Source organism: Streptomyces sp. XM83C, from assembly GCF_023072675.1.
Taxonomy (GTDB): domain Bacteria; phylum Actinomycetota; class Actinomycetes; order Streptomycetales; family Streptomycetaceae; genus Streptomyces; species Streptomyces thermocoprophilus.
The window spans coordinates 1-17,980 of record NZ_JALLGL010000119.1 but is presented as its reverse complement, the minus strand read 5'-3'; the positions used below and the strand labels follow the sequence as shown (position 1 = coordinate 17,980).

Here is a 17,980-nt window from a genome sequence, read left to right as displayed (position 1 = left end):
CGCCCCAGCCTCCGTCGCCGCCCCCGACGCCGCCCGAGCCGCCCACGCCGCCCGGGCCGCCGCCGGGGCCCGTTCCCGGGCCCGATCCGTCGCCCGTTCCGCCCGGTCCCGAACCCGTGCCCAACCCCGAGCCGGGGCCGCCGCTCAGCTGAACCCCGGTGGAGGCGGTGCGCAACGGCTCCCCGGCGTGCCGCAGGGCCCTCCCCTCGGACGGGGAAGAGCCCTGCGCTTCTCGCGTGCGACATCACGCCACTGCCGGCAGGCTGTGGCGGTGTGCGTCTGGTGATCTACGCCTTCATCTCCGACCGGTCCCCGCCCCACAGCGTGTGGTACGAGCCCTCCCGGTCCACGCGCCGGTAGGTGTGCGCCCCGAAGAAGTCGCGCTGGCCCTGGGTGAGCGCGGCCGGGAGGCGTTCGGCGCGCAGGGCGTCGTAGTAGGCGAGGGCCGCGGCGAAGCCCGGCGTGGGTACGCCCTGCAACGTCGCCGACACCAGGACCTCGCGCCAGGCGTCCTGCGCGTCCGCGATCTCCCGCGCGAACGTCTCGTCGGACAGCAGGCTCGGCAGGTCCGGCCGGGCGTCGTACGCGGCGCGGATACGGTCCAGGAACGCCGCCCGGATGATGCATCCGCCCCGCCAGATCGACGACACCGCACCGAGGTCGATGCCCCAGCCGTACTCCTCGCTGCCCGCCGCGATCTCGTGGAAGCCCTGCGTGTACGACACGATCTTCGACGCGTACAGCGCCTGCTCCACCCGGTCCGCGAACGCCGCCGCCTCGGCCTCGCCCAGCCGCGCCGGCTTCGGTCCGGCCAGCCCCCGCGACGCCTCCCGCAGCGCGGCGTGGCCGGACAGCGAGCGCGCGAACACCGCCTCCGCGATGCCCGACACCGGCACGCCCAGGTCGAGCGCGATCTGCACGGTCCAGCGGCCCGTGCCCTTCTGCTCGGCCTGGTCCACCACCACGTCCACGAACGGCTTGCCCGTCGCCGCGTCCACATGCGACAGGACCTCGGCCGTGATCTCGATCAGATACGAGTCGAGCCGCCCCGTGTTCCACGTCCGGAAGATGTCGGCGATCTCGGCGGGGGAGAACCCGGCGACGTCCCGCAGCAGCTGGTACGCCTCGCCGATCAGCTGCATGTCGGCGTACTCGATGCCGTTGTGCACCATCTTCACGAAGTGACCCGCGCCGTCCGGCCCGACATGCGTCACGCAGGGCGCGCCGTCCGCCGCCTTCGCCGAGATCTTCTCCAGCATCGGGCCGAGCGAGTCGTACGACTCCGCCGGGCCGCCCGGCATGATGCTCGGGCCGTTCAGCGCGCCCTCCTCACCGCCCGAGACGCCCATGCCGACGAAGTGGATGCCCTGCTCGCGCAGCTCCCGCTCACGTCGCCGGGTGTCCGCGAAGTGCGCGTTGCCACCGTCGATGATCATGTCGCCGGGTTCCAGCAGCGGCGCGAACTCCTGGATCACCGCGTCCGTCGGCTCACCGGCCTTCACCATGACCACCAGGCGGCGCGGGCGCTCCAGCGCCGCCACGAACTCCTTGGCGGTCTCGGCCGCGACGAAGTCACCCTCGTGCCCGAACTCCTCCACGAGCGCGTGCGTGCGCGTCGGCGTCCGGTTGTGCACGGCGACGGTGTAGCCGTTGCGGGCGAAGTTCCGGGCGAGGTTGCGGCCCATGACCGCCAGACCCGTGACGCCGATCTGTGCTGAAGTGCTCATACCGCCTGCTCCTGGAAGTCTCGGTGGTGCTCGTGCTCGCGCTCGTACCACTCGTGCGCGTGCTCGTGCGTTTCCGTCGTCATCGTCTGCTGTGTCTGCAACATCTGTATCGTCGCGTCCGTCCTCAGCCCATCCTGTCCTGCGCGCGCCGTGCGTGCCCACAGGAACCGCCGGGCTGCTGACGGAGCCGACGGGCTTCAGTACGCATCGGTGCGCCCCCCTGCCTCAATGTGCGCCGTGAGTGATCCCAAGCACCGCCGGATACCCGCCACTTGAGGCGGCGCGCGGCTGATTGCCGTCTTGTCCCGGCTGGTTCGAGGCGCTTAGTTTTGGCCTCTCCGAACGCAGGGCTAGGGGGCTTGAGACATGGCCGTACGCGGCCGGCACCGCCGGTACCAGCCGAACAGGATCAACCGCGCCTCGCTCACGGTCACCGCGAGCGGTGCCGGGATGGCGCTGCCCCTCATCGGCGCCGGAGCCGCGCACGCCGCCGACGTCGGCACCTGGAACAAGGTCGCCGCCTGCGAGTCCAGCGGCAACTGGCACATCAACACCGGCAACGGCTTCTACGGCGGACTGCAGTTCACCCAGTCCACCTGGGAGGAGTACGGCGGCACCCGGTACGCGCCCCGCGCCGACCTGGCGTCCAAGGACGAGCAGATCGCCGTCGCCGAGCGCGTCCTCGACGGGCAGGGACCCGGCGCCTGGCCGCAGTGCTCGGTACGGGCGGGACTGACCCGAGGCGGCGACGCCCCCGACATCCACACCGACTCGGCCCGCTCGAAGCGGGCCGGTGCGTCCACGTCCGGTGGCACGGCCAAGTCGTCCGGTACGGCGAAGTCGCCGGGCACGGCCAAGTCGCCCGGTGCCGGGAAGACGTCCGCCGCCGACGTCCAGCCGCACACGACGCCACAGTCCCGCGCGGGCAAGGCCGAGATGTACACCGTCGTACGCGGCGACACCCTTTCCGGCATCGCCTCCGAGCGGCACGTCCGGGGCGGCTGGCGCGGCCTGTACGCCGCCAACCGGCAGACGATCGGCGACGACCCCGACCTGATCCTTCCCGGCCAGCGGCTGCACCTGAACGGTGCCGCCGAGGGCACCGCCACCACCCCGTCCGGCAAGGGCGCCGCCAAGAAGAGCGAAGCGCAGCGCAAGGCGCAGGACACCAAGGCCGGGCGCAAGGCCGAGCGCACCTCCGGTCATGGCGCGCTCGTCGCCCCGGTGAGCGGCGGCGCGGTCGGCACCCCGTACCACGCTGCGGGTTCCTCCTGGTCGAAGGGCTATCACACCGGCGTCGACTTCCCCGTGCCGACCGGCACCACCGTGAAGGCGGTCGCGCCCGGCACGGTCGTCGAGGCCGGGTGGGGCGGTTCGTTCGGCTACCAGGTGGTGATCCGGCACGCCGACGGCCGGTACACGCAGTACGCGCATCTGTCGGCGATCTCGGTGCGCAGCGGGCAGGCAGTGGGCGGCGGGCAGCGCATCGGGCGCTCCGGCTCCACCGGCAACAGCACGGGCCCGCATCTGCACTTCGAGGTGCGGACCGGGCCCGGTTTCGGTTCCGACGTCGACCCGCTGGCGTATCTGCGGGCCGGAGGCGTCACGATCTGACACGGGAGCGGTGGCGGTCCAGGACCATCGGCGGGATGTACACGCCGCCGTAGCACGTGCCGAAGTTCAGCGTCGCCAGCCGGAAGCCGCGTGCCGGTCGCGGGCCGTCCGGTTCATCCGGTCGCGGCCCGTCCGGTCCGCCCGGTCCACCCGGTCCGTCCGCGTCCCTGATGCCTGCCGTGCCGACCGCACCCGCCGCGTGTGTCGCGCCGACGTGCGTCACGGAAGCCGCCGGCGTCGCCGCACCCACGCCCGCGACGGCCGGCTCCGGCTCGCCGCCCGGCCCCGGCACCGGCCCGGGTGGCGCGTACGCCGCATCGGCGGGCCCCGGCTCCCTCGGCACCGGCGGCGGCCCCGGCGCCGTCGCCGGGAACGCTGCCGCCGACGGCCGTACGACCCCTTCGGCAGGGCCTGCCGCCCGTACCCCTGCCGGCTCCGTCACCCCGTCCGGCCCCGGCCCCCGCCCCGGCGGGGCGGCCGTCTCCGGCGGCCCGGGGACCCCGTACCCGAGCGCGAGCGCGAGATCGGCGTCCAGGCCCAGCGGCGCCAGTTCCTCGATCCCGGGTCCCGGTACGACGACGGCACCGCCGCCGTGCCCCGGTCCCGGTTGCTGTTTCGGCACGACGACGCCGCGACGGCCGCCGTCCCACGCTCCGCCCGCAGGAACGCCGCCGCCCGGCCCGCCCGCAGGAACGCCGTCCACAGGCCCGCCCGCCGCACGAAAGCCGTCCGGCGAGTGCGCGCCCCCTGCCACCGGCTCCGGCACGCCCCCGGCCGTCCCGGTGCCTCGGCCCGCACCCGCAGCGCCTCCTGCTTCCGCTCCCGGCACGCCCCCGGCGATCCCGGCCCTTCGCCCCGCACCCGCAGCGCCTCCGGCTTGCGCTCCCGGCACGCCCTCGGGCACAGCCGCCTCCGGCGCCCCGTGGAGCCGCTCGGTCGTCAGCAGGATCAGGCCGCCCGCCGCGACGACGCCCGAGGCGAGGGCGAGCGCGGTGCCCGTGGTGCCGTAGCGGAACGTCTCGCCGAACATCGTGATGCCGATCGCCGCCGCGACCACCGGATTGACGACCGTGAGCGTGGCGAGCGGCGCCGCCAGTCCGCCGCCCCGGTAGGCGGCCTGCGACAGCAGCACGCCGCCGACGGCGAACACGGCGATGACGGCCAGCGACGGCAGGTCGGAGGCCGCGACGCCGCCCGTCCAGTCGACGGCGACGGTCTTGGTGAACACCGACGCCATGCCGAAGGCGATGCCGGACGCCGTCGCGAGCAGCACGCTGCGCACCGCCGGATGCCGGTGCGCGGCCCGGCCCGCCGCCATCAGCGCGGCGACCGCACCCACGGTGACCAGGGCCGTGCCCACCCGCTGCGGGGTGCTCAGCGACTGCGCGTCGGCGGCGCCGACCAGCGACAGCAGTCCGGCGAGTCCGACCGTGGCCATGATGGCGCCGCGCCAGGCGGCGGCACCGGCCCGGCGGCGCACGAACAGCGCCGCCATCGGCAGCGCGAACACGATGGTGAGGGCGCCCAGCGGCTGGACCAGGCTGAGAGGGCCGTACGCCAGCGCCACCACGTGCAGCAGGGCGCCGAGCCCGTTCAACGTCACCGCCGTCCACCACGCGGGCCGCCGCAACGGCGCGTACTGCCCGCCCGGCGAGGACACCGCGACCTGCTCCTGAAGGATCGCCCCGCCCGCGTACGCGACGGCGGAGACGAGCGACAGGAGCACGGACAACGCGAGGGCGCTCATCAGCTGCTCCTCTGCGTCAGGCGGGGGCCCTGGGCCCGGCGCGACGAACGGTCGGCTTCCATACGCAACACGATGCCCCTCGCCGCTGTTCCCGTCGTCGTACCTGAGCACGCAATGGGTCCTACTGCCGATGGAGTACGCCCCGTGGGCCGTCCTCCCCTGGGTGGGCACCGCTCCCGGCGGACCCCTGAGCCGTTGCCGGGGCCCGCTTGGTACTACTGCTCGTCGTGGAACTCGACCCCGGCCTTTCGGCGCTGCGTCCCCTCGGCGGCTATTTCCTCCTACGCACCACAGGAGAGCCGCCCGCACCCGCTTCGACATTCGCGCAGGTGTACGACCATCAAACGTCGGATGTTTACGGGAATCCACTGGATTTCCGTGTGGCCCGGACGGCGGTCGCTCTGCGCACCGAAGAACCCCGCGTCGCCGCCTCCGTCGCCCACCTCGGACTCGTCGCCCGCCTGTGGTCCGTGACGCTGGCCTGCGCGGTCCTCTACGGCGAGATCCCCGACCTCGCCCCGGGCCTGCTGCGCTGGGACCCCGGCGCCGCCGCACCCGACGACCTGTGGCTGACCGCCGTGCATCCGCTGCCCGCGGACCGGCTGGCGGACGTGGTCGTCGACGGCCATCTGCGCCCCCTGGAGGCCGCGCTGCGCTCCCGCCACCGTCTCGCGCCCGGCCTGCTGCGCGGCAACGCGGCCTCCGCGCTCACCGGCTCCGCCCGGCAACTCGGCCTCCTGGCCGCCCGGCAGGGCCGTACCGACGCCGCCGAACAGGCCCGCCGGCACACCGCCGCCCTGCTCGCCCACCCCTACCTCAACGGCACGGGAACCCTCACCGGCACCGCCTTCCGGCGCCGCAGCTGCTGCCTGTACTACCGGGTGCCCGGCGGCGGGGTGTGCGGCGACTGCTGTTTCGTGCGGCCTCCCGGCTCTTCCCCGCACGCGCCTTCCGGGTGACCATGAAGGGGAACGACCGCCGAGCAGCAGGGGGTTTCCGGGTGCGAGTGGGACTGGTGACCCGGGAGTACCCCCCGGACGTGTACGGCGGAGCGGGCGTGCACGTGGAGTTCCTCGCCCGCGAACTGCGCTCCCTCGTCGACCTCGACGTGCACTGCTGGGGCGAGGGCCGCACCGAGGGCGTGCGGCGCCACCGCTCCTGGCAGCGCCTGGACGGCGCCAACGACGCGCTGCGCACCTTCTCCGTCGACCTGTCCATGGCCGCCGCCCTGGAGGGCCGCGAGCTGGTCCACTCGCACACCTGGTACGCCAATCTCGCCGGCCACCTCGCCAAGCTCCTCCACGGCATCCCGCACGTGGTGACCGCGCACTCGCTGGAACCCCTGCGCCCCTGGAAGGCCGAACAGCTCGGCGGCGGCTACGCGCTGTCCGGCTGGGCCGAGCGCACCGCCGTCGAGGCCGCCGACGCGGTGATCGCGGTCTCCGGCGCCATGCGCGACGACATCCTCGGCTGCTACCCGGCCCTCGACCCGCACCGGGTGCACGTCGTCCACAACGGCATCGACACCGCCCTGTACCGCCCCGACCCCGGCACCGACGCCCTCGCGCGCGTCGGCGTCGACCCGGCACGGCCGTACGTGCTGTTCGTCGGCCGCATCACCCGGCAGAAGGGCGTCGGCCACCTGCTGCGCGCCGTCCGCTCCGTCGATCCGGCCGCCCAGGTCGTGCTGTGCGCGGGCGCCCCGGACACCCCGGAGATCGACCGCGAGTTCCGCGCCCTGTTCGGCGAGCTGAGCCGGGTCCGCGACGGGGTCTTCTGGGTGCCGCGCATGCTGCCCCGCCCCGAGGTGATCCAGCTGCTGACGCACGCCGCGGTCTTCGTGTGCCCCTCGGTGTACGAGCCCCTCGGCATCGTCAACCTGGAGGCGATGGCCTGCGGCACCCCCGTCGTCGCCTCCCGGGTCGGCGGCATCCCGGAGGTCGTCGACGACGGGCGCACGGGGGTACTCGTCCCCGTGGACGACGACTTCGAGCAGGGACTGGCCCGCGTGCTGGACGCGGTGATCGGCGACCCGGCCGCCGCGCGCGCGATGGGCGAGGCGGGACGGGAACGGGCCGTACGGGAGTTCGGCTGGGACACGGTGGCGCGGCGCACCGTGCGTCTCTACGAGGAGATCCTGAAACAGGCTTGACAATCCCTGGCCAGGGGCAGGGATCGGGCACAGACGTGGTGAGGGGAGCGGCCATGCGGCGTGGCGGACCTTCGGTGCTGGGCATCGTGCTGGCGGGCGGAGAGGGCAAGCGGCTGATGCCCTTGACGGCGGACCGCGCCAAACCCGCGGTCACCTTCGGCGGGACGTACCGCCTCGTCGACTTCGTGCTGTCCAACCTCGTCAACGGCGACATCCTGCGGATATGCGTGCTCACGCAGTACAAGTCGCACTCGCTGGACCGGCACATCACCACCACGTGGCGCATGTCGAGCCTGCTCGGCAACTACGTCACCCCGGTCCCCGCCCAGCAGCGTCTCGGCCCGCGCTGGTACCTCGGCAGCGCGGACGCCATCCTTCAGTCCCTCAACCTCATCCACGACGAGCAGCCCGAGTACGTCGCCGTGTTCGGCGCCGACCACGTGTACCGCATGGACCCGCGCCAGATGCTCGCCCAGCACATCGAGAGCGGCGCGGGCGTCACCGTCGCCGGCATCCGCGTGCCGCGCGCCGAGTCCTCCGCGTTCGGGGTGATCACGCCGGGGTCGGACGGACTGACCGTCCAGCGGTTCCTGGAGAAGCCGACCGACCCGCCGGGCCTCGCCGACGACCCTGACAGCGTCTTCGCCTCGATGGGCAACTACATCTTCTCCACCAAGGCCCTCATCGAGGCGCTCCAGCGCGACGCGGAGGACCAGGAGTCCGCGCACGACATGGGCGGTTCGATCCTGCCGCAGCTCACCGAACGCGGCGAGGCCGCGCTGTACGACTTCAGCGACAACCACGTGCCCGGCGAGACCAGCCGCGACCAGGGCTACTGGCGGGACGTGGGCACGCTCGACGCCTACTACGACGCGCACATGGACCTGATCGCCGAGCGTCCCGCCTTCAACCTGTACAACCGCCAGTGGCCCATCTACACCCACTCCGGTCAGCTCTCCCCGGCCCGCTTCAACGCGGGCGGCATGGCCGGCGAGTCGATCATCAGTGCGGGCTGTCTGATCCGCGGCCAGGTCACCCGCTCCGTCCTCTCCCCGGGCGTCGTGATCGACCCGGGCGCCGTCGTCCAGGGCTCCGTCCTGCACGACAACGTCCACATCGGGCGCGGCGCGGTCGTCCGCGGGGCGGTCCTCGACAAGAACGTGGACGTGCCGCCCGGTGCGACCATCGGCGTCAACCCGAGCCGTGACGCCGAGCTGTACACCGTCTCCAAGGGCGGGGTGATCGCGCTGGGCAAAGGGCAGCGGGTGTCGTAGGGCCGACGCCCGCGGCGTCGCGTGTCCGGCCGGGTGCGGGCCGGACACGCCGGTCCACCGTGCGCGGAGCCGGCGCCGGGCGCCCGCAGCCGCCGGCAGCAGCTCCGTCGCCGGCCGGCGAAGGGCCCCGGCGGGCCCGTGCGCCGCGCCCCCGGCCCGGCGCGTCACAGCCCTGGACGGCAAGCGGAACGGCATGCTCGAATGCCAACTGCCGTTCCGTGCAAGGGAGTACGGCGAAACGGAACGGCCGTCAGCCGACCCCTGCCGAAGGGAGAACCGTGCGCACCGGACGATTCAGAGCCCGACTCGCCTTACTGCTCGCCGCCGCCCTCGGACTCACCGGCCTCACCACCGCCACCGCCACCGCCACCGCCGGCGCCGCGCCGCGTGCCGCTGCCGAGGAGCCCGTCGAGGTCCACGGCCTCAAGGGCGAGTACTACACCCAGTCCGCCCCCGGCGCCTTCGACTTCCACGAGCTGAAGGCCACCGGCTTCGACCCGCAGCTCGACTTCCCCACGCTGGAGTCCCGGCTCGCCCAGGCCACCGGCCGCTCCGACGACGTCAGCGTGCGCTGGACCGGCCGGATCGTGCCCGGGAAGAGCGGTCCGACAACGTTTTCCGTCAGCGCCGACAACGGCTTCCGGCTCTGGGTGGACGGCCGGCTGCTCATCGACCACTGGGTGGACGACTGGGACATCGAACAGACGGCCGACCCCGTGGAGCTGACGGCGGGCCGTGCCTACGACATCAAGGTCGAGTACTTCGAGCACTTCGGCGGCTCCAACTTCCATCTGCGCTGGACCCCGCCCGCCGGCACCAAGACCGCCGTACCGCAGTCGGCGTTCCTGCTGCCCGAGGGCTGGGACTACGACGGCGCCGTCGCCACCACCGTCGAACGCGACGGCCGTACCCTGCGCCTGGACTTCGCCCGCCCGCTCGCCGCACCCCCGGCAGGCCTCGCCGGTCATCTCGACGCGGTGATCGGCGGCGCCCGCTGGCCCCTCGGCGCCGCACGGCAGGACCCCGCCGACCCCAGGTCCCTCCTCGTCGCCCTCGAACAGCCCGTCGTCGGCAACAGGTCCGGAACAGCGCCCGGCCTCGCCGACGTCCGCTACGACGGGCAGGGCGGCATGACCCGCAGCGACGGCAACGTTGTCAAGGCGTTCTGGAGCAGCGGCCCCAACCGCTCCACGTACGAGCTGCGCACCCCGTGGGCCGACGGCGTCACGCCCGCCAACGCCCACCGCGAGTACCCGCGCCCCCAGCTCACCCGGCCCGAGTGGCAGAACCTCAACGGCACCTGGCAGTTCGCCGCCGCCGAGGCGGGGGAGCGACCGCCGGTCGGGCGGAACCTGCCCGAGCGCATCCTCGTGCCGTACCCCGTCGAGTCCCAGCTGTCCGGCCTGGAACGCCACGAGGACCGCATGTGGTACCGCCGTACCTTCACCGTCCCCGCCGGCTGGCGCATCGGCGCCGGAAAACGCCTCCGGCTGAACTTCGGCGGCGTCGACTGGCGCGCCGAGGTGTACGTCAACGGCGTCAAGGTCACCGAACACCAGGGCGGCTACGACAAGTTCGGCGCGGACATCACCGGCGCGCTGAAGCCCGGCCGCACCCAGGAGCTGATCGTCGGAGTGTACGACCCGACGGACGCGGCGGGCGGTGAGAACCCGCCCCTCGGCAAGCAGCGCCTCGACCCGAGCGGCATCTGGTACACCCCGTCGTCCGGCATCTGGCAGACCGTGTGGCTGGAGCCGGTCGCCCCGGACCATGTCGACGGGCTGAAGCTCACCCCCGACGTCACCGCCGGCACCCTCACCGTCGAGCCGCAGGGCGTGCGCTCCGGGCTGCCCGTCACGGCGACGGCGTACGACCACGGCCGCCGCGTCGCCACCGCCACCGGCCGCAGCGGCACACCGCTCACCCTGCGCATCCCGCACGCCCGCCTGTGGTCGCCCGACGACCCGTTCCTGTACGACCTGAAGGTGAGCGTCGGCGCGGACCGCGTCGGCAGCTACTTCGGCATGCGGTCCGTCTCCGTGGCGCAGGCCGGCGGCGTGCCGCGCGTGCTGCTGAACGGGCAGCCGGTGTTCCTCATGGCCACCCTCGACCAGGGTTTCTGGCCGGACGGTCTGCACACCGCGCCCAGCGACGAGGCCCTCGCCCACGATCTGCGGCTGCACAAGCGGCTCGGCTACAACTCCGTACGCAAACACATCAAGATCGAACCGGACCGCTGGTTCTACTGGGCCGACCGGCTCGGACTGCTGGTGTGGCAGGACATCCCCGCCATGACCGCCGGGGTGAACCCGAGCCAGGCCGCCCGCGCCGAGTACGAGCGGGAGATGCGGCAGATCATCGACGAGCACATCAGCAGCCCGTCCGTGATCATGTGGGTGACGTTCAACGAGGGCTGGGGCCAGTACGACGTCGGCCGGATCGCCGCGCAGGCCAAGGCCTGGGACCCGACCCGCCTGGTGAACAACATGTCCGGGCTGAACCTCGGCGCCGACGGCGGCACCGGCGACATCATGGACGAGCACGGCTACCCCAGCCCCGCCCTGCCGCCCCGCCCCGACGGTCGGCGTGCCCTCGTCAGCGGCGAGTACGGCGGCCTCGGCCTCGCCGTGCCCGGCCACGCCTGGTCGGTGCAGCAGTCGTACGTGGACGTCGACCCGGAGGCCTACACCGACGGCTACCTGACCCGGCTCGCCGAGGTGCGCGCCCTCGCCTGCCGTGGCTCCAGCGGCGCCGTGTACACGCAGATCTCGGACGTCGAGGGCGAGCTGAACGGCCTCGTCACCTACGACCGGCGGGTTCTCAAACCGGACGCCGACCGGCTGCGGGCCGCGCACCGGGCGCTGATCCGGGACGCGTCACGGCAGACGGTGGCGGGGTGCGAGTGACCGCCTGACCGGGCATCGCCCTCCGGAGTCCCGCCTCTGACGGACGCGTCCGCCACGAGGCGGGACTTAATCTGCTGTTAACTGAGCGTAGCCGGACCGCACTTGACCGTAATCGCCCGGGGGCGCTTGACTGCTGCTCCACCCCTTCGCCGACGCGAGGCAAGCCCTTGACATCTGATCTGCTCGCACCGCTCGATCTGGCGTTCTGGAACATGGAATCCGCCGAGCACCCGATGCACCTCGGCGCACTCGGCGTCTTCACGGCGCACTCGCCGACGGCCGGAGCGCACGCCGCCGACCTGCTCGCCGCGCGCGCCGCCGCCGTGCCCGGCCTGCGCATGCGCATCCGCGACACCTGGCGCCCCTTCCGCCTCCCCCTCGGCTTCGGCGGCGCCGCCCGCGAACCCGACCCCGCCTTCGACCCCCTGCGGCACGTCCTGCTGCACGCGCCCGCCGCCGACTTCCACGCCGCCGCCGGACGGCTCATGGAACGCCCCCTCGACCGGTGCCGCCCGCCGTGGGAGGCGCACGTCCTGCCCGGCGCCGACGGGGACTCCTTCGCCGTACTGTTCAAGTTCCACCACGCCCTCGCCGACGGGCTGCGCGCCCTCGGCCTCGCCGCCGCGATCCTCGACCCGGCCGACCTGCCCACCGCCCACAAGGCCCGCCCGGACGAACCCCGCCGCGGTGGCCTCCTGCCCGATGTGCGCCGACTGCCCGACACCGTCCGCGGCGCCCTGTCCGACGTGGGCCGCGCCCTGGACATCGGCGCCTCCGTCGCCGCCTCCACCCTCGCCGTGCGCCCCACCCCGGCCCTCACCGCCGACCCCACAGGCACCCGCCGGATCGCCGGCGCCGCCGTGGACCTGGACGACGTGCACCGCATCCGCAAGGCCACCGGCGGCACCGTCAACGACGTCCTCATCGCCGTCGTCGCCGGAGCCCTCCGCCGCTGGCTCGACGAGCGCGGCGACGGCAGCGAGGGCAACGCGCCCCGGGCCCTGATCCCCGTCTCCCGGCGCCGCCCCCGCACCGCGCACCCGCAGGGCAACCGTCTCTCCGGCTATCTGCTGCGGCTCCCCGTCGGCGACCCCGACCCGCTGTCCCGGCTCCGCGCCGTACGCACGGCGATGGACCGCAACAAGGACGCCGGACCCGACCGGGGCGCCGGCGCCGTCGCCCTGCTCGCCGACCACGTCCCCGCCCTCGGTCACCGCCTCGGAGGCCCACTCGTCGGCCGGGCCGCCCGGCTCTGGTTCGACATCCTCGTCACCAGCGTCCCCCTGCCCGGCCTCGGCCTGAAACTGGGCGGCAACCCCCTCACCGAGGTCTACCCCCTCGCCCCGCTCGCCCCCGGCCACTCCCTCGCCGTCGCCGTCTCCACCTACCGGGGCCGCGTCCACTACGGCCTGGTCGCCGACGCCGAGGCGGTACCTGATCTCGGCCTGCTCGCCGCCGCGCTGACCCGGGAGGCGGAGACACTGCTCACAGCCTGCGCCGGATGACCGTCCGCGGTTTGGAGCCCGCCCGCGGCGCTCCGTAGAATTCCGCGTTCGAAAGCAGGCGCGGTCGGAGCGCCGCCACAGGACCCCAGGGAACGGCCAGCGCGATGACGGTGACAGAGGACAACTCGGCGATCACGAGCGCCACGACCGAGGAGTCCCCGGCGACCGGCGACACCGAGTACGGCCCCGGGATCGACCCCGAGCGCCTCGCCGTCTGCCTCAGCGTCCTCGAGGAACTCGACAAGCTCGACGTCGACCACCCCGACGCGATCAAGGTCCGGCGGGCCACCTCGCACATCTACCGCACGGTCAAGCAGCGCCGCCGCCAGGAGCGCCGCGCCGCCAAGACCGCCCACGACCGCGCCGTCACCGAGGCCACCGCCACCGGCTCCGCCCAGCGCATCGACGACGAGACCGAGGGCATCCTGCCCTCCTCCAAGGTCGAGCCCGGCAAGATCGCCGGCATACTCCAGCGCCCCCGCTCCTGCTACACGTGCAAGACCCGCTACGTCGAGGTCGACTACTTCTACCACCAGCTCTGTCCGGAGTGCGCCGCGCTGAACCGCGCCAAGCGCGACGCCCGCGCCGACCTCACCGGCCGGCGCGCCCTGCTCACCGGCGGCCGGGCCAAGATCGGCATGTACATCGCGCTGCGGCTGCTGCGCGACGGCGCCCACACCACCATCACCACCCGCTTCCCCAAGGACGCCATCCGCCGTTTCAAGGCCATGGAGGACTCCGGGGACTGGCTGCACCGCCTGGAGATCATCGGCATCGACCTGCGCGACCCCGGTCAGGCCGTCGCCCTCGCCGACCAGGTCGCCGCCGCCGGACCGCTCGACATCCTCATCAACAACGCCACGCAGACGGTACGGCGGCTGCCCTCCGCGTACGCCGCTCTCGTCGAGGGCGAGAGCGCCCCGCTGCCCGCCGGTGAGCTGCCCGCCCACCAGGTCATCGGCGCGTTCAACTCCGGCGCCGTCGACGGTCTGGCCGCGCTGCCGGTCGGCACCAGCAGCCTGGACGCCCAGCAGGTCGCCGACCTCGCCCTGGTCGCCGGCAACGCCTCCGTCGCCCGGCACCTCGACGGCACCGCCATCGACGCGGGCGGGCTCGTGCCCGACGTCGTCGAGACCAACACCTGGGTGCAGACCATCGACCAGATCTCCCCGGTCGAGCTGCTGGAGACCCAGCTGTGCAACTACACCGCGCCGTTCATCCTCATCAGCAAGCTCCGGCCGGTCATGGCCGAGGCTGCGAAGAAGGCGCCGAGCGGGCGGGCCTACATCGTCAACGTCTCCGCGATGGAGGGCGTCTTCGGGCGCGGATACAAGGGTGCCGGGCACCCCAACACCAACGCCGCCAAGGCCGCGATGAACATGGTCACGCGGACCAGCGCCCAGGAGATGTTCGAGACCGACCGCATCCTGATGACGTCCGTCGACACCGGCTGGATCACCGACGAGCGGCCCCACTACGACAAACTCCGTCTCGCCGAGGCCGGGTTCCACGCCCCGCTCGACCTCGTCGACGGCGCGGCCCGCGTCTACGACCCGGTGGTACGGGGCGAGGCGGGCGAGGACGTCTACGGCGTCTTCCTCAAGGACTACCAGCCCGGCCGCTGGTGATTACGCCGTTGGAGTGACCTCCAAAAGGCGCTTCTCGGGGCCAAAAGGTTCAATTCCCTTGCGGGGACACCTGGGTGACTCGCCATGGTTACCCCAAATTTTCAGCCCTATCGAGCGGGAGGCCGCTCATTTGGTTAATCTGAGGGCGACGGACAACACCCAGGGTGCAACCCCCACCCACCGTCCGTCATGGGACATGCCGCTTCACAACGGCCTGCTCTCCGCATGAGTTGTCGGCGCCACCGCGTCCGAATCGCACTGAACCAGACCTTAAGCGGGCGTCGAGCTCACGGTCGCAGACTGGGTCTCGACCCGATGTCCCGAGGGTGACCGACACATAAGGAGTGCGCGGTGACACCAGAGAAGACCAACCGAGAACAGCGCCCCAAGGAACGTCCCGAGCGCGCGGGCCGCCGCCCCGGGGAGATCGGAAGCCTCGACGTTTGGGCCCGCTCGGCCCCCATCCGGCTCGCCGGCTACGAGGACGACCTGGCCGAACCCCACATCCTGCCCAGCGTCGACTGAGCCGGAAAGCCGCCGACGGCGGAAAGGGGCCGTGCCGGGGGTGCCCGCCCGCAGCGTGCGGCGAAAACCCCGGGCAGGGATCCAGCAGACGGGACGCCGCACCGAGCACGGACACCCCCCCGGCGCGGCCCCGCCCCACCACCGGCGAATGACGTTCCCCACCGGCCCACGGTGAACGACGAAACCCGGGCACCCCAGAAAGGGGCGCGGGGAACAGGGCATCTCCGGCACGCCGGTGAGCAGGGGCGCGGGGAAGCGCGCAGAACACCCCCCGCACGGGTACGTGCACAACGCACCGCGACTACCCTGGCGGCGCGGGGAACCGCGCGAAAAAGGCCCCCGCAGGGAGGGAGCCCCGTGTCCCGAACCGCCGCCCCCGTCACCCCCCTCGCCCTCGGCACCGGCGCCCTCGGCAACCTGTACACGCCCGTCACCGACGAGCAGGCGTACGCCGCCGTGGACGCCGCCTGGCGGCACGGCATCCGCGCCTTCGACACCGCCCCGCACTACGGCCTCGGCCTCGCCGAACGCCGCCTCGGCGCCGCCCTGCGGGACCGGCCCCGCGCCGAGTACACCCTCTCCACCAAGGTGGGCCGACGCCTCGAACCCCACGACAGCGGCGGCGACGATCTCGCGCACGGCTTCGCGGTGCCCGCCACCCACCGCCGCGTCTGGGACTTCACCGCCGACGGCATCCGCCGCACCCTGGAGGACAGCCTCGCCCGGCTCGGCGTCGACCACGTCGACATCGTCCACCTCCACGACCCCGACGACCACCCCGAACAGGCCTTCCACGAGGGCTATCCGGCGCTGGAACGGCTGCGCGCCGAAGGCGTCGTCCGGGCCATCGGCGTCGGCATGAACCAGACGGCCATGCTGACCCGCTTCGTCCGCGACACCGACGTGGACGTGGTGCTGTGCGCCGGCCGCTACACCCTCCTCGACCAGAGCGCCCTGACCGATCTGCTCCCCGAGGCGCAGCGCCGCGGCACCGCCGTGCTCATCGGCGGCCCCTTCAACTCCGGCCTGCTCGCCGACCCGAGCCCCACGGCGACGTACGACTACACGCAGGCGCCGCCCGAGCTGCTGGACCGCGCCCTGCGCCTGAAGGCCGCGGCCGAGCGGCACGGCACCACCCTGCGCGCCGCCGCCCTCGCCTTCTGCGCCGCGCACCCGGCGGTCGCCTCCGTGCTCGTCGGCGCCCGCTCGGCCGCCGAAGTCGACGACTGCGTACGACAGTTCCGCACGCCGGTGCCGGACGCGCTGTGGGCGGAGCTGCGCGAGACGGGCCTGCTGACGGCCGAGGCACCCGTACCCGGGGGATGGAACCGCCCGTGACCGTGCCCTCACCATGGGCGGAAGCTCCCACCGCGCACCGAGAACCCCGCCGCACCGAGAAGACCACCGCACCCGCCTCACAGCCGCTGCGCAGGCCCGGCCAGCCGCGTCGGCGGCAGATACTCCCGCACGTACGCCCGCACCCAGTGTGCACCCGTCTCCCGCAGCTCCCGCCGCGTGGTGAACCGGTACCGGAACAGCCGGGCCCGGATGTAGCGGGGCGGCGCGTCCGGCGGGAACGGGGAGCTGCGCAGCAGCCGCAGCGTCGCCCGGTCGCCCTCCAGCAGCCGTTCCACCAGCTTCCCGAACCACGGCTCGGCGTAGCCCGGGGACAGCGCGGCGAACCACATCAGCCAGTCCAGGCGCAGATGGTACGGCGCGAACTGGCGGGGCCTGCGCCGCGGATCGCCCGGCTTGCCCCGGAACTCGTACGCCTGCCAGCCCGAGTCCTCGTGCGGCACCTCGTCCGTGGTGCCCTCCAGGATCACCTCGTACCGCACCCGGTTGACGCTGCCGAACGCGCCGTACGTGTTGACCAGGTGCAGCGGGTCGAAGGAGCGGTTCATCACCTGCCGCCGGGACAGCATGTTCGCCACGGGGTGGTAGCTGAGGAACAGCAGCAGCGCGGCGACCGCCAGGACCAGCACCTCGAACCACAGAGGTGCCGTGTCCGGCGCGGAGGCCGGGGCGTCGCCGCCGGGGAAGCGGACCGTGGGCAGGGCGAGGGTGATCGTCAGCCAGTTCAGCCAGGAGAAGTTGCCCGACAGCACCAGCCACAGCTGCGTGACGATCATCAGGGACGCGGCGGCCGTCGCCACGGGCTGCGGTGTGAACAGCAGGAACGGCACCGCGAGCTGGGTGACATGGTTCGCCGCGGTCTCCACCCGGTGCAGCGGTTTCGGCAGATGGTGGAACCAGCGGCTGAACGGGCCCGGCATCGGCTGCGTCTCGTGGTGGTGGTGGAGGCAGGTCAGGTTCCGCCAGCAGGGATCGCCGCGCATCTTGATCAGGCCCGCGCCGAACTCGACCCGGAACAGCAGCCAGCGCAGCAGGAACAGCACGACCACCGGCGGGGCGACCTCGTCGTTGCCGAGGAACACCGCGAGGAACCCCGTCTCCAGCAGCAGTGACTCCCAGCCGAACGCGTACCACGTCTGGCCGACGTTGACGATCGACAGATACAGCACCCACAGCACCAGCCACAGCGCCATCGCCGCGCCCAGCGGCACCAGGGCGTCGAGCCCCGCGAGGAGTGCCGCCGACACCGCGCAGCCGGCCCAGGCGCAGCCCGCGCAGAAGCGGTCCGAGCAGTACAGGTGGAACAGGCTGGGGGCGCGCCGGAACGGCACCCGCGCGGTGAACCGGGGGACCGGCAGCATGCCCCGCTCGCCCAGCAGGGCCCGGAACTGCACGGCCGCCGTCAGGAACGCCACCAGGTACACGGCGGCCAGAGCCCGCTGGAAGACCAGTCGGCTCAGCCAGTAGTCGGGTGCGATGAACCAGTCCACGCCCGTCCGCTCCTCCCCTCCATTCTCCCGCCCCGCCCGGGTCACGGCCCGGTGAC

The 17,980-nt window shown here is 73.2% G+C and carries 11 protein-coding genes and 1 pseudogene; 9 read left to right on the top strand and 3 right to left on the bottom strand.

Features of this window, described 5'->3' with window-relative positions; translation table 11 throughout:
* Positions 1 to 287: 287 nt before the first annotated feature.
* Positions 288 to 1,727, bottom strand: coding sequence for an NADP-dependent phosphogluconate dehydrogenase (gene gndA / locus MTQ10_RS15605; protein ID WP_247468049.1), 1,440 nt, complete (start codon positions 1,725 to 1,727; stop codon positions 288 to 290).
* Positions 1,728 to 2,093: 366 nt separating this feature from the next.
* Here gndA and MTQ10_RS15600 point away from each other — a divergent pair, with 366 nt between their 5' ends.
* Positions 2,094 to 3,341 (top strand): transglycosylase family protein, encoded by a 1,248-nt coding sequence (locus MTQ10_RS15600; RefSeq protein ID WP_247468045.1) that lies wholly within the window; start codon positions 2,094 to 2,096, stop codon positions 3,339 to 3,341.
* Positions 3,342 to 4,233: 892 nt separating this feature from the next.
* Here the strand turns inward: MTQ10_RS15600 and MTQ10_RS15595 are convergent.
* Positions 4,234 to 5,088, bottom strand: a pseudogene (locus MTQ10_RS15595) (DMT family transporter); the annotation flags it as partial.
* A gap of 209 nt (positions 5,089 to 5,297) precedes the next feature.
* Here MTQ10_RS15595 and MTQ10_RS15590 point away from each other — a divergent pair.
* The 8 genes from MTQ10_RS15590 (at position 5,298) to MTQ10_RS15555 (ending at position 16,416) form a co-directional block, all read left to right on the top strand.
* The gene (locus tag MTQ10_RS15590) at positions 5,298 to 6,047 is read left to right on the top strand and encodes a (2Fe-2S)-binding protein (RefSeq protein ID WP_247468043.1); all 750 of its coding nucleotides are present in this window, start codon (positions 5,298 to 5,300) and stop codon (positions 6,045 to 6,047) included.
* Positions 6,048 to 6,088: 41 nt separating this feature from the next.
* Entirely contained in the window at positions 6,089 to 7,240 is a 1,152-nt protein-coding gene (gene glgA, locus MTQ10_RS15585; RefSeq protein WP_247468040.1) for a glycogen synthase, read from the top strand.
* A 53-nt stretch (positions 7,241 to 7,293) separates the two neighbouring features.
* Positions 7,294 to 8,514 (top strand): glucose-1-phosphate adenylyltransferase, encoded by a 1,221-nt coding sequence (gene glgC, locus MTQ10_RS15580; RefSeq protein ID WP_247468037.1) that lies wholly within the window; start codon positions 7,294 to 7,296, stop codon positions 8,512 to 8,514.
* A 278-nt stretch (positions 8,515 to 8,792) separates the two neighbouring features.
* The gene (locus tag MTQ10_RS15575) at positions 8,793 to 11,420 is read left to right on the top strand and encodes a PA14 domain-containing protein (protein WP_247468034.1); all 2,628 of its coding nucleotides are present in this window, start codon (positions 8,793 to 8,795) and stop codon (positions 11,418 to 11,420) included.
* A gap of 167 nt (positions 11,421 to 11,587) precedes the next feature.
* Positions 11,588 to 12,925, top strand: a complete 1,338-nt coding sequence (locus tag MTQ10_RS15570) for a wax ester/triacylglycerol synthase family O-acyltransferase (protein WP_247468031.1) — start codon at positions 11,588 to 11,590, stop codon at positions 12,923 to 12,925.
* Positions 12,926 to 13,029: 104 nt separating this feature from the next.
* On the top strand, positions 13,030 to 14,553 hold the full coding sequence (locus MTQ10_RS15565) for an SDR family NAD(P)-dependent oxidoreductase (RefSeq protein WP_247468028.1): 1,524 nt from the start codon (positions 13,030 to 13,032) through the stop codon (positions 14,551 to 14,553).
* Between the two features lie 351 nt (positions 14,554 to 14,904).
* A complete protein-coding gene (locus MTQ10_RS15560) occupies positions 14,905 to 15,078 on the top strand; it encodes a hypothetical protein (RefSeq protein ID WP_107472678.1) in 174 nt (57 codons plus the stop codon).
* 357 nt (positions 15,079 to 15,435) lie between these two features.
* Positions 15,436 to 16,416 (top strand): aldo/keto reductase, encoded by a 981-nt coding sequence (locus MTQ10_RS15555; protein ID WP_247468025.1) that lies wholly within the window; start codon positions 15,436 to 15,438, stop codon positions 16,414 to 16,416.
* A gap of 77 nt (positions 16,417 to 16,493) precedes the next feature.
* Here the strand turns inward: MTQ10_RS15555 and MTQ10_RS15550 are convergent, their stop codons facing one another.
* Positions 16,494 to 17,924: a lipase maturation factor family protein gene (locus MTQ10_RS15550; RefSeq protein ID WP_247468023.1), complete on the bottom strand. Its 1,431-nt coding sequence runs from the start codon at positions 17,922 to 17,924 to the stop codon at positions 16,494 to 16,496.
* Between the last annotated feature and the right edge of the window lie 56 nt (positions 17,925 to 17,980).

Excerpts from the sequence above, each read along its gene's own strand:
- gndA (WP_247468049.1), bottom strand. The coding sequence starts at position 1,727 with ATGAGCACTTCAGCACAGATCGGCGTCACGGGTCTGGCGGTCATGGGC.
- glgC (WP_247468037.1), top strand. The coding sequence starts at position 7,294 with ATGCGGCGTGGCGGACCTTCGGTGCTGGGCATCGTGCTGGCGGGCGGA.
- MTQ10_RS15600 (WP_247468045.1), top strand. The coding sequence starts at position 2,094 with ATGGCCGTACGCGGCCGGCACCGCCGGTACCAGCCGAACAGGATCAAC.
- MTQ10_RS15565 (WP_247468028.1), top strand. The coding sequence starts at position 13,030 with ATGACGGTGACAGAGGACAACTCGGCGATCACGAGCGCCACGACCGAG.